Raw genomic sequence first — 13,454 nt, forward strand, 5'->3', positions numbered from 1 at the left:
ACGACATTTCTGCTGGCGCTGGGGGTGATCGGGGTTTGGATCCTGACCGGGCCGGTCTTTGGCTATTCCGATACCTGGCAGCTGGTGATCAATACCGGGACAACCATCATCACCTTCCTGATGGTCTTTCTGATCCAGAACACCCAGAACCGCGACACGGCGGCGATCCAGCTGAAGCTGGACGAGCTGATCCGGGCGACGAAAGGCGCGCATAACGCGCTTCTTGACCTGGAAGAGCTGGACGAGACCATGCTGGAGGCCTTCCGGGCCCGGTATGAACGGCTGGCGCGGGATGCTCGGACCGGACTGGCCCAGGGGATCGACGACACCGGAGCGCCCGAGCCATGACGCAAGGTCAGCGGAAGCCGCGCTTTCCATCCGCAGCGTACCGGGCAATGATCGGCGCATGACCCGTCTGCGCCTTCCCTTTGCCGCCCCTGCCGACGCTGCTTCTGGCAGCACGGTTCGGGAACGGGTGATTCTGGTGCATGGCCTTGCCCGGTCGTCCAATTCACTGGCGGCCATGGGGCTGGCACTGCGGGCGGGGGGATATGCCGTCAGCCGCGCCGCCTATCCTTCGACCCGGGCCACGCCGGAGGTTCTGGTCAATCAGGTCGCGGCGGCCTTTTCGGCGCCCTTCTTCGGCACGACGCATTTTGTCACCCATTCGATGGGCGGGATCCTTGTGCGCGACTGGCTGGCGCGGGGGCATCCGCCGGGTCTGGGCCGAGTGGTGATGCTGGCCCCGCCGAACCATGGTTCGGAACTGGTGGATGCCTTCGGGGACTGGAAGGCCTTCGAGATGGTGAATGGCCCAGCCGGGATGAGCCTTGGAACCGGCCCGGAGAGCTGGCCGAACCGGCTTCCCCTACCGGACTATCCTTTGGGGATCATTGCAGGGACGAGGTCGGTCAGCCCCTGGTTCAGCCAGCTTCTGCCCGGACCGGACGACGGCAAGGTAACGGTGGAAAGCACGAAGCTGGAAGGTATGGCCGACCACCTGGTGCTGCCGGTCAGCCATACCTGGATGATGGTGAACCCGACGGTGATCCGGCAGGTGATGCATTTCCTGCGACACGGGCGGTTTGACCGGTAGGGGCAGGCGATGCCCGGGGGACCTGAAGACGGACCTGGCGGCAGCCCGGGGGCGTCAGACCGAGACTTCGGCCCTGAGGCTGGCCTTGTCAAAGCCAGCAATCGGCCCCTGCGTCGAAACCGCCCCGCGCCGCAGCACATAGACATGGTCGGCAAGTCCATAGGCGAAGTCGAAGTACTGCTCGACCAGGACGATGGCCATGGTTCCCTGGTCCTTGAGGTAAGTGATCACCCGGCCGATCTGCTGGATGATGTTGGGCTGGATGCCCTCGGTCGGCTCGTCCAGAAGCAGGACCTTGGGCTTCGTGATCATTGCCCGGGCGATGGCCAGTTGCTGCTGCTGCCCGCCCGAAAGGTCGCCGCCCCGGCGGTTCGACATGTCTTTCAGGACCGGAAAAAGCTCGTAGATGCTGTCAGGGACCTTGTGTTCGGCCTTTGGCAAAAGGGCAAAGCCCGTCTCCAGGTTCTCGCGCACCGTGAGCAGCGGAAAGATCATCCGCCCTTGCGGCACCACTGCCAGGCCCCGACGCGCCATCTCTTGCGCAGGCAGGCGGCCAAGGGTCTCACCGTCCAACTCAATAGTCCCGCCGGACCTTTGGTGCGTCCCGGCAAGCGCTTTCAGGAAGCTGGTCTTGCCTACTCCGTTCGTCCCCATGATGCAGGTCACTTCCCCGGCTTTCGCCTGAAAGTCGATCCCGTGCAGGATCTGCGAGCCGCCATAGTGCAGGGTCAGGCCTTTGGTCTTCAGCATCATCCGCGCCCCAGATAGACGTCGATCACCGTCTGGTTCTTCGTCACATGATCCAGGCTCCCCTCGGCCAGGACGGCGCCCTCGTGCAGGACAGTGACCTTGCAGTTCAGGCGACGGACGAAGTCCATGTCATGCTCGACCACCACCACCGCGCGGGTCCGTGCGATGTCCACGAGCAGCTCTGTGGTCTTTTCCCGCTCGGCCAACGTCATCCCCGCAGCGGGTTCGTCGACCAGCAGCAGCCGGGGTTCCTGCGCGAGCAGCATGGCGATCTCGAGCCATTGCTTCTGGCCGTGGCTCAGGGTGCCGGCTTTCTTGGCCAGGCTGTCCGCAAGGCCAACCTGAGCCGTCAGCGCGGCGATCCGGTCTTCGTCAGCCGCCGACTTGCGCCAGGCCAGCACGGCCCAAGGGCTGCGGGCGGCCTTAAGGGCCAGCGTCAGGTTTTCGTGCACCGTCTGATCCTCGAAGACCGTGGGCCGCTGGAACTTGCGGCCGATGCCAGCGCGGGCGATCTGGGCCTCGGAGAGTTTCAGCAGAGAGACAGGTCGTTCGCCAAAGTTGACCGATCCGCTGTCGGGTCGTGTCTTGCCGGTGACGATGTCCATGAAGGTGCTTTTCCCCGCCCCGTTCGGTCCGATGATCGCGCGAAGCTCGGCTGCCCCGATCGAGAAGGTCAGGTTGTTGATCGCACGGAAGCCGTCGAAGCTGACGGTCACGCCCGAGACTTCAAGAAGCGCGCTCATTCCTGCGCCTCCTTCTCTTGCAGGGATCCGTCGTCAGGCCCAAGCGGAGCCCCCTTGCGGTCGGGGGCATGGACACCGGCGAAGCGGTCGAAGAGCCCGCCGATGCCCTTGGGCGAGAAAAGCGTGACGCAGACGAAGGTCAGGCCCAGAAGGACGAGCCACCAGTCCACCCAGTTGATCGTGCCGATGCCAAGGTCGACCGATGGCACCCGGCCGCCGGTGAACCAGCTGGAAAGGAGCGATACCAGCGCCGCACCGATGACGGCCCCGTAAAGCCGGCCGCGCCCGCCGACCGCAACCCAGACCGCGAGGTAGATGCTTGCGATGGGGGCCAGTTCGGCCGGGTTTATGATGCCCGCCTGCGGGTAATAGAGCGCACCGGCGAAGGCGCAGATCACGGCGGTCAGGGTGAAGACGAAAAGCTTGTAGCCCTCGACCGAATAGCCCAGGAACCGCACGCGCGCTTCATCATCGCGGATTGCCCGGATCACGCTGCCGAACTTGCCCGAGACGATGGCGTGGAGGCCGACATAGGTCAGGGCGAGGGCCGCAGCAGAGGCCCAGAAGAACCACAGGCTTACGGCGTCCTGGCCTGCGGTGACGCCGGGCAGGTTCTGCAGGCCGGAAAGCCCGTTGTTGCCGCGCAATCCGCTGTCGTTCTGGAAGAGGTAGAGCGCCAGCGCCAGCGTCATCGCCTGGGTCAGGATCGACAGATAGACCCCGGTGACGCGGGACCGGAAGGCGAGCCAGCCGAAGATCAGGGCCAGAAGGCCGGGGACGGCGACGACCAGCGCCAGTTGCAGGGGTAGACTATTCGCGAAGCTCCAGATCGCAGGGAGGTCCGATGCCCCGACAACGCCGAAGATCTGGGTGGCGATGCCCTGGCTGATTTCCTCGGGCGTGGCCGGTAGGCCGCCGTTGGACATCGAGGCAATCACGATCTCCTCGGTCCGGGCATACATCAGCCACATGCCGACCATGTAGCCGCCAAGCGCGAAGAAGGCCATGTGGCCCAACGAAAGGATTCCGGCGTAGCCCCAGATCAGGTCCATCGCCAAGGCCGCGAGGCAGAGGCACAGGGTCTTGCCCAGCGTCTTCACGAAGGAGGTGGAGACGAGACCGAACTGCGCGGCGATGGTCACGGCGATGGTGAATATCGCGAGGCTGGCGAGGAAGATCAGGGCGGAGCGGTGGCGGGGGTGGGTCATGGATCAATCCCCCGCCGCGCGACCACGAAGCGCGATGATGCCGCGGGGCCGGAACTGGATGAAAAGGATGATGAAAAGGATCATGTAGGTCTGCGCGGCCAAGGTGTTGGAGGGATTGAAGAACTCGATCACCTTCTGGAAGCTGCCGATCATCACGGCGCCTGACAGCGTGCCCCAGATGCTGCCGACGCCACCGACCACGACGGTCATGAAGCTTTGCACGATGTAGTCGGTGCCAAGCTCGGACGTGACCTTGGCGAAGAGCCCGATGGCGACCCCGGCGATGCCCGCGATGCCCGAGCCGAGACCGAAGGTCAGCATGTTGATGCGGTCGGGATCGATCCCCATCGAGGCGGCCATCGCGGGGTTCTGGGTGACGGCGCGGACTTCCAGGCCAAGGCGGGTGCGCTTCATGAGGTAGAGGAAGAAGGCGAGGAAGATCAGCGCCAGGACAAAGATCGCGATGCGGATGTAGCTGATCGAGACGACGTCGTTGATCACCAGCGCCCCGTCCAGCCAGGCGGGGGAGGTGAGGGGGCGGGCCTGGGTGCCGAAGACGTTCTTCAGGATCTGCTGCAGCGCGATGGAGATGCCGAAGGTGGCGAGGAGGGTCTCCAGCGGTCGCTTGTAGAGGTGGCGAATGACCAGGCGTTCAAGGGCCACCCCGGCTGCGAAGGTGATCGCGAAGGCCAGGGGAAGTGCGACAAGGATGGAGAGCGTGTAGTCGGGCACATACAGCTGGACGACATAGCCGGTATAGGCTCCGATGGTGATGAACTCGCCATGCGCCATGTTGATCACGCCCATGACGCCGAAGGTGATGGCCAGACCGATGGCGGCAAGGAAGTAGATCGAGGCGAGCGACAGGGCGTCGAGGCCAAGGTCTGCCGTCTGCATGATGCCGACCTTGGTGCCGATGCGGGTGAGCGCTTCTTCCGCAGCCTCGGTCACGGCGGGGTCGGGCTCGACATAGACCTCGTAGAACTTCGCGGCCTTGAGCGCGGCTTTCGCCTCGTCATCGGTGGCGGCGACGGGGACGGCGCCGGAAGCCTCCAGCGCGGTATAGGCGCGGTCGCGGGCGGCTTGGGTGTTCAACTCGGCCACGGGGACGCCAGCGACCATACCGTCCTTGAGGTTGGCAAGCAGGGCGGCGCGCTGGTCTTCCAGCGTCAGGCGGGCGGGGGCGAGGCTTGCGGCGACGAGGAGGACATAGGCCTCATCCTCGGGGATGTCGGAGCCGAGACGCAGCTCGCGGGCGATGTTGCCTTCGGGGGGAGTGGACGAGGCGATGCGGGTGGTGGCGACCAGGGGGTTGAGTGCTGCGCGAAGGTCGAGGCCGAGGTCGGAGCCGAAGCTGTCGATGGCAGCGACGCGTGCCTGAGACGACGGATCGAAGCGGAGGGTCAGAAGGCGTTCGAGGCGTACTTTCTGCGCTTTCAACCCCGCGTCCTCCTCGGACGCGATGGCGGCGCGCAGCGGCTCCAGCGCCTCGGCGGTCGGGTCCTGCGCGATCGAGGTCAGCGCGGCCTGGCGCTTTCGGGGATCAGGGTCAGAGAGGGTAAACTGCACCAGCGCCGTCGCGATCAGGCCGCGTACACCGGCGTTGGGCTTCAATTCGGTCAGCTCGGCCTTGGCGGCCGTTCCGGCAGGCGTCCCGTCCAGCGCGATCAGGGCAAAGCCGTCGCCCTCCGCCACGGCCACAAACATCGCGCTGTCGGACTTGCGGATCACCAGCCGCTTGTCGGCCCAGGCGGAAAGGATGTCATCGGCCATAGGATCGTTGCTGCCCACCAGTTCGGCAATCAGCGGACCGATGGTCTGGCGCGAGGGCTTTTCGATCTGGGCGCGGTTTTCCGCGACGATCCGGGCCGCTTCCTGGGCAAGGGAAGGCAACGGCAGCAGACAGAAGGCCACAAGAAGACAGGTGGTCAGGCGCATGGGGCGTCCGGGACTGAAGGGGTCGACAGGGAGGGCGGCGGGCGGATAGCCCCCCGCCGCCAACCCCTCCCCACGATCGGGGGAGGGGAAGCGCTTGCGGCCCGGCGTCGGGCCGCGGCGGACGGGGTCAGTAGTTCGACGTCAGCTGGACGCAGGTCTTGGTGTCCTTGTTGTACATCCCGCACTGAAGGTCCTTCCAGTCGGCCTCCAGCACTGCCGATTCCGGCAGGTAGTCGGTCCAGGCGTCGCCGGGGACCGGCTCGGTCTGGCTGATGATGTCGAACTGTCCATCAGCGCGGATCTCGCCGATCAGCACCGGTTTCGTCAGGTGGTGGTTGGCACCCATCACAGCCATGCCGCCGGTGAGGTTCGGGAATTCCTGCCCCCACATCGCGGTGCGGACAGCGTCGACTTCGGTGGTTCCGGCGGCGGTCACCGCGTTCACCCACATGTTGAAGCCGATGTAATGGGCTTCCATCGGGTCGTTGGTGACGCGCTTGTCGTCCTTGATGAAGGCCTTCCAGGCCGCGATGAAGGCGGCGTTTTCGGGCGTGTCGGCCGACATGAAGTAGTTCCAGGCCGCCAGGTGGCCCACCAGATTCGAGGTATCCAGGCCGGAGAGTTCCTCTTCGCCGACCGAGAAGGCGACGACCGGCAGGGTGTCGGCGGAAACGCCAGCGGCTGCCAGTTCCTTGTAGAAGCCGATGTTCGCATCACCGTTGATCGTCGAGATGACGCCGACCTTCTTGCCGTCGGCACCCAGAGCCACCACGTCCGCCACGATCTTCGACCAGTCGCTATGCCCGAAGGGGGTGTAGTTGACGAAGATGTCTTCCTTCGGGATGCCTTTAGAGATCAGGTAGGCCTCGAGGATGTTGTTCGTGGTGCGCGGGTAGACGTAGTCGGTGCCGAGGAGAGCGAACTTGGTGACGCCAAGCTCTTCCAGGTAGTAGTCCACCGCCGGGATCGCCTGCTGGTTCGGCGCGGCGCCGGTGTAGAAGACATTCTTCGACGATTCCTCGCCCTCGTACTGGACGGGGTAGAAGAGGAGGCCGTTCAGTTCCTCGATCACCGGGAGCACGGATTTTCGGGACACCGAGGTCCAGCAGCCGAACATGACGTCGACCTTCGAGACGGTCAGAAGCTCGCGCGCCTTTTCGGCGAAGAGCGGCCAGTCGGAGGCTGGGTCGACGACCACCGCCTCAAGCTGCTTGCCGAGAAGACCGCCCTTGGCGTTCTGCTGCTCGATGAGCATCAGCATGGTGTCTTTCAGCGTGGTTTCCGAAATCGCCATGGTCCCGGAAAGCGAGTGCAGCACGCCGATCTTGATCGTTTCCCCTTCGGCGAAGGCAAAGCGCGGCATGGTCATTGCAGCGGCAGCTGCAGCGCTGGACAGAAGCGTGCGTCTGGTCAGTTTCATGGTGTCAGTCCCCTGTTTCGTTGGCCGCGGACGGGCCAGGCGTGTTTGGTCTTCTGGGCCTTGGCAGTGGCCTAGGCTGGCATCAGGAAAGCCGTGCGTGGAACGGGCGGCCAGCGGAACCGGGCAACCGGGCAGGGCCTTTCACTCCGATGGCCAGAATTTGAGCGGCTGCCGACGCTGCAGCGCAGAAAGCGAGCATTCTGCGGATGCGAAGGCGCTGTCGGGGCGATCTGCGAGCCTTTTGCAAACGGTAGCGGGCGGAAAGGAGGCCCCTTCCGCCCGCGCGTTCCAGCCTGAGTCGCGGGTTACGCCGTGGCAGTCTTCAACCGCAGCCCGCCGTGCTTGACGATGAAATCGACGACTTCATCCACGCCTTTGTCGTGGCGCAGTTGGGCCATCACATAGGGACGGGTGCCCCGCGCGCGGCCGGTATCGGCCTCCAGCAGGACCGGGTCCACGCCGACGTGGGGGGCAAGGTCGGTCTTGTTGACGACGAGGAGGTCGGATTTCGTAACCCCCGGCCCGCGCTTGCGTGGAATGTCCTGCCCCGCTGCCGTGTCGATGACGTAGATCGTCAGGTCGGCAAGTTCGGGGCTGAACGTGGCAGCAAGGTTGTCGCCTCCGCTTTCGATCAGGATCAGGTCGAGGTCGGGGAAGGCCCGGTTCAGGTCGGCCACGGCGGCAAGGTTGATCGACGCGTCCTCGCGGATCGCGGTATGCGGACAGCCGCCGGTTTCGACGCCCCGGATGCGGGACGCGGGCAGGACCTGCGCGCGCGTAAGGGCCTCGGCGTCCTCGCGGGTGTAGATGTCGTTGGTGATGACGGCCATCGACAGCCGGGGACCAAGCGCACGGGCGAGCTTCTCGGTCAGCGTGGTCTTGCCCGCACCGACAGGACCGCCGATGCCGACGCGGAGGGGGCCATGGGTCATGTGCGGAAGATCCTTACATCCTGGGTTTCGTGCTGGAAGGCCGCCAGGTCCGCAGCAAGGGCGCAGCTGCCGAGGTCGTCCAGGCTGGCGGACGCCGACTTAGTGCCCAAAGCTTCAATTTCCGGCAGAAGCCGCATCAGAACCCCCTGCCCAGCAGTTTGGCCCAAGGGGACATGACGGGTGGCGATGGTGCAGAGGTTGCCGGCAAAGTTCTGCAGGTAAAGCTGCGCGACCTGTCCCGGCGGAAGGTCCAACGGGGCGGCGGCTTCTCCCACCGCAATGGGAAGCATCCGTGGCGGAAGGGTGCGCCCGGTCAGGCTGGAGACCATCCTCGCCAGGGCTGCACCCTGCTCGGCGCTTTCCTGCAGCCGTTCGGCTGACGGGGCCAAAGCGCGGGCGAGGGCGTCGAGTGCGGCGTGGTCCGCCCCTTCTGCCAGAGCCTGGGTCAGAAGGACCGCATCCTGCCAGCCCGCGCCGTAGTGGAGGATATTGCGGAGCCACTGCTCAAAGGTTTGCGCGTCAGTGACGTCCCCGGCGGCGATGACCCGCTCCAACCCGTGGCTATAGGCGAAGGCCCCGGTCGGAAAGGCGGGGGAGAGCCACTGGACAAGGGTCAAGAGCGCGGTCACTTGGCCCCTTTCGGAGCGTGAAAGTGCAACTGCCCATCGCCATGGTGGTGCCAGCCGAACCGGGCGGCTTCGGTCTCGTCGCCGTGGGAATGGCCCATCGTCCGGCCGTGGCCGTAGGCACCGCCTTCCGGCTTGAAGGGCAGGCTCTCGCGCCGGATCGTCGCGCCAAGGCCTTCGAGCATCCGCTCCAGCACATGATCCTCGCGGATGATCAGGCGGTCGGGGTGGATCTGGCAGGGCGTGTGGCGGTTGCCGATGTGCCAGGCGAGGCGGGTAAGGTCACCGGTGATGACCAGAACCGCCTCGGGCGCGGGGACGATCTCGATGTTCACGCCGTCAACCGCGAAACCCCAGTGGTCGTCCAGGTTGGTGACAGAGGGCAGGTCTACCAGGAACTCTCGGCCCCCGGCACTGGTCAGAAGCTTCCGCCGCATCAAGCGCTGGTCGTAGTCGAGGATCACCCGGTCATGGGCAAGAGAAGGGGCCGATTTCAGAAGTCTTGTCATGGTCAGAACAGGAAATAGCGCTGTGCGAGCGGTAGCTCGGTCGCAGGCGCACAGGTGATCACTTCGCCGTCGGCGCGGACTTCGTAGGTTTCGGGGTGGACCTCGACTTTCGGCATTGCGTTGTTCAGCACCATGTCGCGCTTGCCGATCTCGCGGGTGTTCTCGACCGCCACCATCGCCTTGGCGGTCCCAAGGCGCGACCGCAGGTCATCCTCCAGCGCGGCTTTCGACACGAACACGACCGCGGAACGTTCCACGGCCCGGCCAAGCGCTCCGAACATCGGGCGGGAATACATCGGCTGGACCGGGATCGAGCCGTTCGGGTCGCCCATCTGCGCCACGGTGATCATGCCGCCGATCAGCACCATCTCGGGCTTGGCGCCGAAGAAGGCGGGGTTCCACAGCACCAGATCGGCGCGCTTGCCGACATCCACGCTGCCGATGTGCTGGCTGACCCCATGCACGATGGCCGGGTTGATCGTGTACTTGGCGATGTATCGCCGGACGCGGAGGTTGTCGTTCTGCCCCACCTCCTCCGCCAGCCGTCCGCGCTGGACCTTCATCTTGTGCGCCGTCTGCCAGGTCCGGGTGATCACCTCGCCCACCCGGCCCATCGCCTGGCTGTCCGACGAGATCACCGAGAACGCCCCCATGTCGTGCAGCACGTCCTCGGCCGCGATCGTCTCGCGCCGGATGCGGCTTTCGGCGAAGGCCACGTCCTCTGGGATGCGATTGTCGAGGTGGTGGCAGACCATCAGCATGTCGAGATGCTCTTCGACGGTGTTGACCGTATAGGGCATCGTCGGGTTGGTCGAGGACGGCAGCACGTTCTGCCAGCCCACCACCTTCATGATGTCGGGGGCATGCCCGCCGCCCGCGCCTTCGGTGTGGAAAGCATGGATCGTGCGGCCCTTGAAGGCGGCCAGAGTGTTCTCGACGAACCCGCTTTCGTTCAGCGTGTCGGTGTGGATCATCACCTGCACGTCCATCTCGTCGGCAACCCCAAGGCAGCAGTCGATGGCGCCGGGGGTGGTCCCCCAATCCTCATGCAGCTTCAACGCCGCAGCACCTGCCCGGACCTGCTCGACAATCCCCTCGGGTAGGCTGGCATTGCCCTTCCCGGCAAAGGCCAGGTTCATCGGGAGCGCATCCGCCGCCTGGATCATCCGCCCCAGGTGCCAGGGGCCGGGGGTGCAGGTCGTCGCCAAAGTCCCATGCGCCGGACCGGTCCCGCCGCCCAGCATGGTGGTGATCCCGGAATGCAGCGCGTCCTCTACCTGCTGCGGGCAGATGAAATGGATATGCGCGTCCATTCCGCCCGCCGTCAGGATCCGCCCCTCACCCGCGATGATCTCGGTCCCCGGCCCGATGATGATCGTCACGCCGGGCTGGGTGTCCGGGTTCCCCGCCTTGCCGATGGCCGCGATCAGCCCGTCGCGCAGGCCCACATCGGCCTTGTAGATGCCGGAGTGGTCGATGATCAGCGCGTTGGTGATCACCGTATCCACCGCGCCCCCGGCCCGGGAGACCTGGGACTGCCCCATCCCGTCGCGGATCACCTTGCCGCCGCCGAACTTCACCTCCTCGCCGTAGGTGGTGAGGTCGCGCTCCACCTCGACGATCAGCTCGGTATCCCCCAGCCGCAACCGGTCCCCGGTCGTGGGGCCGTACATTGAAGCATAGGACTGGCGGCTGATCAGGGCTGGCATTGGAAACCTTCAGGGTTTGCCAGGCCCGCGACGGGCCAGGCGCTTGACGTTGGACTTGGTGCGGCGGCTGATCGGGGCCAGCGCGGCCTCGGCGATGAAGGACGGGGACTTGCCGGACATGATCGCCTTTGAGGATGCGATGGCCGACTGGCTGACCGCCGAGACTTTCTCGGACGACATCATGGCGTTCTCGGACGGATGAACACGCCAGAAGCCGGCCAGTCCCATCATCCGCATGCCGATCACCATCTGCGCTTCCATCAGCATCATGCCGGTCTTCATCGACAGCTGGATCATCTGGGCCGGGGTCATCATCGGGTACATGGGGGTACTCTCCTAAAGCCAGTCACCACCGGGTGCCGTGGTGGCACCGGGTGAACTGGCACCGGGGTAACGCGCGAACATGGCGGACAGGCCGCAAGATCCGGTCACGTCTTGGTGTTCGATCGGACCAAAGCTCATGCCATGAACCTTTCGTCGACCGGGATAGACAGGGCCGTGGCCAGTGCGTTGGTCTGGCTGGCCATCGCGATCACTGCCAGAAGCTCGCCATGCATGGCGGGGGTCATGCCCTTGGCGCGGGCGGCGGCGGTGTGGGAATGGACGCAGTAGTCGCAGCCGTTGGCGGTGGAGACGGCGATGTAGATGAGCTCCTTGACCAGCGGGTCGAGCGCTCCGGGGGCCATGACGGCCTGCGCGCGGTCCCATGTCGCCTTAAGCGTCGCCGGATCATGTGCCAGAGCGCGCCAGAAGTTGTTCACGTAGTCGGTCTGGCGCTTCGCCCGGATGTCGTCGAAGACGGCCAGGGCTTCCGCCCCCGCCTCCTCGTCGCTCAGAAGCGGAACGACCGCCATCACAGCACCGCCATGACGCGGGCCGGGCCGCCGGTGCCCTGCTTGTGCTTCGGTGCGCCGATGAAGACCGTCGCGCCGGTGGCGGGCAGCTGGTCGAGGTTGGCCATGTTCTCGATCCCGAAGCGTCCGCCGGGGAGCCAGCTGAAATGCACCGCGAAGTCGGCCGAGTTGCCGGGGTCGAGCGACAGCGTGTCCACACCGATGCAGGCCACGTCCATCCCCGCCAGCATGTCCGTCGCGGCCTTGGAAAAGCCGGGGAAGGCGAACTTGCCGTCGGGCGTGTTGCGGTAGAGCGGATCGCCGACCTTCGCGGCCCAGCCCGAGTTCATCGCCACGCAGGCCCCGGCGGGTATCTCGCCATTGGCAGAGACCCAGGCCTCGATATCTGCGGGTTCCACCATCGCGTTGGCGTCATCTTTCGCCTTCGCCGTCAGGTCCAGCACGCATAGTGGGCAGACCAGTTTCTCGGGCGCGAGGTCGGCGACCGAGGTGCCGTCCTCGGTGAAGTGCAAGGGCGCGTCGATATGGGTGCCGGTGTGTTCGTAGATCGTCAGCTTCCAAAGCTGATAGCCGGAGTCCGCGAACTTCACGGCCGGTTCATAGAAGATGCCGGGGTTGCCGTCGAAGGTCGGGAAGGCCCCGTCATAGGCATGGGTCAGGTCCACGACCTTGCCCGCGGATTGCGCAAGGGCGGGCTTGGCCGTGGTCAGGCCGGTCGCGACAACGGCAGCGGTCGTCGCTGCGGCCCCGGTAAAGAGGGCACGGCGCGAGAGCATCTGGGACTTGATGTTTTCGATCAGACAGGCGTCACACATGGGTCGTTCTCCCTGTTGGTTGGAACGTCCAGCGTCCCCCTGCCATTGCCCTTGCGTCAAGTGTCATCCCAGCGATCCCATCACCTTCTGGTTGAAGCCGTAGACCACGCGTGCGCCACCGAAGGGGACAAGCCGAACCTCGCGGCTCTGTCCCGGCTCGAAGCGGACAGCGGTGCCTGCGGCGATGTCGAGCCGTTGGCCACGGGCGGCGTCCCGGTCGAAGGAAAGGGCCGTGTTCGTCTCGGCAAAGTGGTAATGGCTGCCCACCTGCACCGGTCGGTCGCCGGTGTTGGCGACCATCAGCACCGTGACCGGTTGACCCGCGTTGAGTTCGATGTCGCCCGCAGCAGGCAGGATTTCCCCGGGGATCACGACCGCGCCCACCGGTAGATCGCATAGCCCAGCACGGCCACAACGGCGCCGATCATCGCCAGATGGTCCGGCTCGGTCAGCAGATGCCAGGGCCCGGCACCGTGATGGTCGCCCGGATGGGCGAGTGCGGAGGTGGGGAAGAGAGCAAAGGGGAGGACAAGGCGTTTCATCAGGGCCTCTCAGCGGATGGGGTGGTGCACGGTGACGAGCTTGGTGCCGTCCGGGAACGTCGCCTCGACCTGGACGGAGTGGATCATCTCGGGGATGCCGTCCATGCACTGGTCGGCCCGGATCACATGCGCGCCCGCTTCCATCAGGTCGGCAACGGTGCGGCCGTCGCGAGCACCCTCGACGACGAAATCGGAGATCAGCGCCACTGCCTCGGGGTGGTTCAGCTTGACGCCGCGCTGAAGACGGCCCCGTGCGACCATCGCCGCCACGCTGACCAGAAGCTTTTCCCGTTCACGGGGGGTCAGGTTCAT

Annotated in this window: 17 protein-coding genes; 2 read left to right on the plus strand and 15 right to left on the minus strand. The window is 65.5% G+C overall.

Translation table 11 applies throughout. From position 1 onward, the window contains the following. Together JNJ68_RS07300 and JNJ68_RS07305 are read left to right on the plus strand one after the other, a co-directional pair. On the plus strand, positions 1-348 hold a 348-nt coding region (locus JNJ68_RS07300), incomplete at its 5' end, for a low affinity iron permease family protein (RefSeq protein WP_294980812.1). 58 nt (positions 349-406) lie between these two features. Next, positions 407-1,096, plus strand: coding sequence for an alpha/beta hydrolase (locus tag JNJ68_RS07305; RefSeq protein WP_294980815.1), 690 nt, complete (start codon positions 407-409; stop codon positions 1,094-1,096). Positions 1,097-1,150: 54 nt separating this feature from the next. Here the strand turns inward: JNJ68_RS07305 and urtE are convergent, their stop codons facing one another. From urtE to JNJ68_RS07380, 15 genes are all read right to left on the minus strand, one after another. Beyond that, positions 1,151-1,849, minus strand: coding sequence for an urea ABC transporter ATP-binding subunit UrtE (gene urtE, locus JNJ68_RS07310; RefSeq protein WP_294980819.1), 699 nt, complete (start codon positions 1,847-1,849; stop codon positions 1,151-1,153). Continuing rightward, positions 1,846-2,589, minus strand: a complete 744-nt coding sequence (gene urtD / locus JNJ68_RS07315) for an urea ABC transporter ATP-binding protein UrtD (RefSeq protein ID WP_294980821.1) — start codon at positions 2,587-2,589, stop codon at positions 1,846-1,848. Before urtD ends, urtE begins: the two co-directional genes overlap by 4 nt. Continuing rightward, a complete protein-coding gene (gene urtC, locus JNJ68_RS07320; protein ID WP_294980824.1) occupies positions 2,586-3,797 on the minus strand; it encodes an urea ABC transporter permease subunit UrtC in 1,212 nt (403 codons plus the stop codon). Before urtC ends, urtD begins: the two co-directional genes overlap by 4 nt. 3 nt (positions 3,798-3,800) lie before the next feature. After that, a complete protein-coding gene (gene urtB, locus JNJ68_RS07325) occupies positions 3,801-5,735 on the minus strand; it encodes an urea ABC transporter permease subunit UrtB (RefSeq protein WP_294980827.1) in 1,935 nt (644 codons plus the stop codon). 127 nt (positions 5,736-5,862) lie between these two features. Then, positions 5,863-7,104, minus strand: coding sequence for an urea ABC transporter substrate-binding protein (gene urtA / locus JNJ68_RS07330; protein ID WP_294981446.1), 1,242 nt, complete (start codon positions 7,102-7,104; stop codon positions 5,863-5,865). A gap of 356 nt (positions 7,105-7,460) precedes the next feature. Continuing rightward, positions 7,461-8,087, minus strand: coding sequence for an urease accessory protein UreG (ureG, locus tag JNJ68_RS07335; RefSeq protein WP_294980829.1), 627 nt, complete (start codon positions 8,085-8,087; stop codon positions 7,461-7,463). After that, positions 8,084-8,716 carry an urease accessory UreF family protein gene (locus JNJ68_RS07340; protein WP_294980832.1) on the minus strand — a complete coding sequence of 211 codons (633 nt, stop codon included), beginning with the start codon at positions 8,714-8,716 and terminating at the stop codon, positions 8,084-8,086. The genes ureG and JNJ68_RS07340 overlap by 4 nt, the downstream gene beginning before the upstream one ends. Continuing rightward, positions 8,713-9,222, minus strand: coding sequence for an urease accessory protein UreE (locus JNJ68_RS07345; protein WP_294980835.1), 510 nt, complete (start codon positions 9,220-9,222; stop codon positions 8,713-8,715). The genes JNJ68_RS07340 and JNJ68_RS07345 overlap by 4 nt, the downstream gene beginning before the upstream one ends. A gap of 2 nt (positions 9,223-9,224) precedes the next feature. Further along, on the minus strand, positions 9,225-10,931 hold the full coding sequence (gene ureC / locus JNJ68_RS07350) for an urease subunit alpha (RefSeq protein WP_294980838.1): 1,707 nt from the start codon (positions 10,929-10,931) through the stop codon (positions 9,225-9,227). A 9-nt stretch (positions 10,932-10,940) separates the two neighbouring features. Beyond that, positions 10,941-11,255 carry an antifreeze protein gene (locus tag JNJ68_RS07355; RefSeq protein WP_294980841.1) on the minus strand — a complete coding sequence of 105 codons (315 nt, stop codon included), beginning with the start codon at positions 11,253-11,255 and terminating at the stop codon, positions 10,941-10,943. Positions 11,256-11,389: 134 nt separating this feature from the next. Continuing rightward, positions 11,390-11,785, minus strand: coding sequence for a carboxymuconolactone decarboxylase family protein (locus JNJ68_RS07360; protein WP_294980845.1), 396 nt, complete (start codon positions 11,783-11,785; stop codon positions 11,390-11,392). Beyond that, the gene (locus JNJ68_RS07365; RefSeq protein ID WP_294980848.1) at positions 11,785-12,600 is read right to left on the minus strand and encodes a cyclase family protein; all 816 of its coding nucleotides are present in this window, start codon (positions 12,598-12,600) and stop codon (positions 11,785-11,787) included. Before JNJ68_RS07365 ends, JNJ68_RS07360 begins: the two co-directional genes overlap by 1 nt. 63 nt (positions 12,601-12,663) lie before the next feature. Then, the gene (locus JNJ68_RS07370) at positions 12,664-12,972 is read right to left on the minus strand and encodes an urease subunit beta (protein WP_294980851.1); all 309 of its coding nucleotides are present in this window, start codon (positions 12,970-12,972) and stop codon (positions 12,664-12,666) included. Further along, positions 12,969-13,142 (minus strand): hypothetical protein, encoded by a 174-nt coding sequence (locus JNJ68_RS07375; RefSeq protein ID WP_294980853.1) that lies wholly within the window; start codon positions 13,140-13,142, stop codon positions 12,969-12,971. The genes JNJ68_RS07370 and JNJ68_RS07375 overlap by 4 nt, the downstream gene beginning before the upstream one ends. A gap of 9 nt (positions 13,143-13,151) precedes the next feature. Next, positions 13,152-13,454 carry an urease subunit gamma gene (locus tag JNJ68_RS07380; RefSeq protein ID WP_294980856.1) on the minus strand — a complete coding sequence of 101 codons (303 nt, stop codon included), beginning with the start codon at positions 13,452-13,454 and terminating at the stop codon, positions 13,152-13,154.

Origin of the sequence: Tabrizicola sp., from assembly GCF_016793705.1 — a bacterium.
Lineage (GTDB): Bacteria > Pseudomonadota > Alphaproteobacteria > Rhodobacterales > Rhodobacteraceae > Tabrizicola.

Bases quoted from the DNA above. Each gene is read 5' to 3' on its own strand.
- JNJ68_RS07365 (WP_294980848.1), bottom strand. From the start codon at position 12,600: ATGTGTGACGCCTGTCTGATCGAAAACATCAAGTCCCAGATGCTCTCG.
- urtA (WP_294981446.1), bottom strand. From the start codon at position 7,104: ATGACCATGCCGCGCTTTGCCTTCGCCGAAGGGGAAACGATCAAGATC.
- urtE (WP_294980819.1), bottom strand. From the start codon at position 1,849: ATGATGCTGAAGACCAAAGGCCTGACCCTGCACTATGGCGGCTCGCAG.
- ureC (WP_294980838.1), bottom strand. From the start codon at position 10,931: ATGCCAGCCCTGATCAGCCGCCAGTCCTATGCTTCAATGTACGGCCCC.
- ureG (WP_294980829.1), bottom strand. From the start codon at position 8,087: ATGACCCATGGCCCCCTCCGCGTCGGCATCGGCGGTCCTGTCGGTGCG.
- JNJ68_RS07305 (WP_294980815.1), top strand. From the start codon at position 407: ATGACCCGTCTGCGCCTTCCCTTTGCCGCCCCTGCCGACGCTGCTTCT.
- JNJ68_RS07345 (WP_294980835.1), bottom strand. From the start codon at position 9,222: ATGACAAGACTTCTGAAATCGGCCCCTTCTCTTGCCCATGACCGGGTG.
- urtB (WP_294980827.1), bottom strand. From the start codon at position 5,735: ATGCGCCTGACCACCTGTCTTCTTGTGGCCTTCTGTCTGCTGCCGTTG.
- JNJ68_RS07380 (WP_294980856.1), bottom strand. From the start codon at position 13,454: ATGAACCTGACCCCCCGTGAACGGGAAAAGCTTCTGGTCAGCGTGGCG.
- JNJ68_RS07375 (WP_294980853.1), bottom strand. From the start codon at position 13,142: ATGAAACGCCTTGTCCTCCCCTTTGCTCTCTTCCCCACCTCCGCACTC.
- urtD (WP_294980821.1), bottom strand. From the start codon at position 2,589: ATGAGCGCGCTTCTTGAAGTCTCGGGCGTGACCGTCAGCTTCGACGGC.
- JNJ68_RS07355 (WP_294980841.1), bottom strand. From the start codon at position 11,255: ATGTACCCGATGATGACCCCGGCCCAGATGATCCAGCTGTCGATGAAG.
- JNJ68_RS07360 (WP_294980845.1), bottom strand. From the start codon at position 11,785: ATGGCGGTCGTTCCGCTTCTGAGCGACGAGGAGGCGGGGGCGGAAGCC.
- urtC (WP_294980824.1), bottom strand. From the start codon at position 3,797: ATGACCCACCCCCGCCACCGCTCCGCCCTGATCTTCCTCGCCAGCCTC.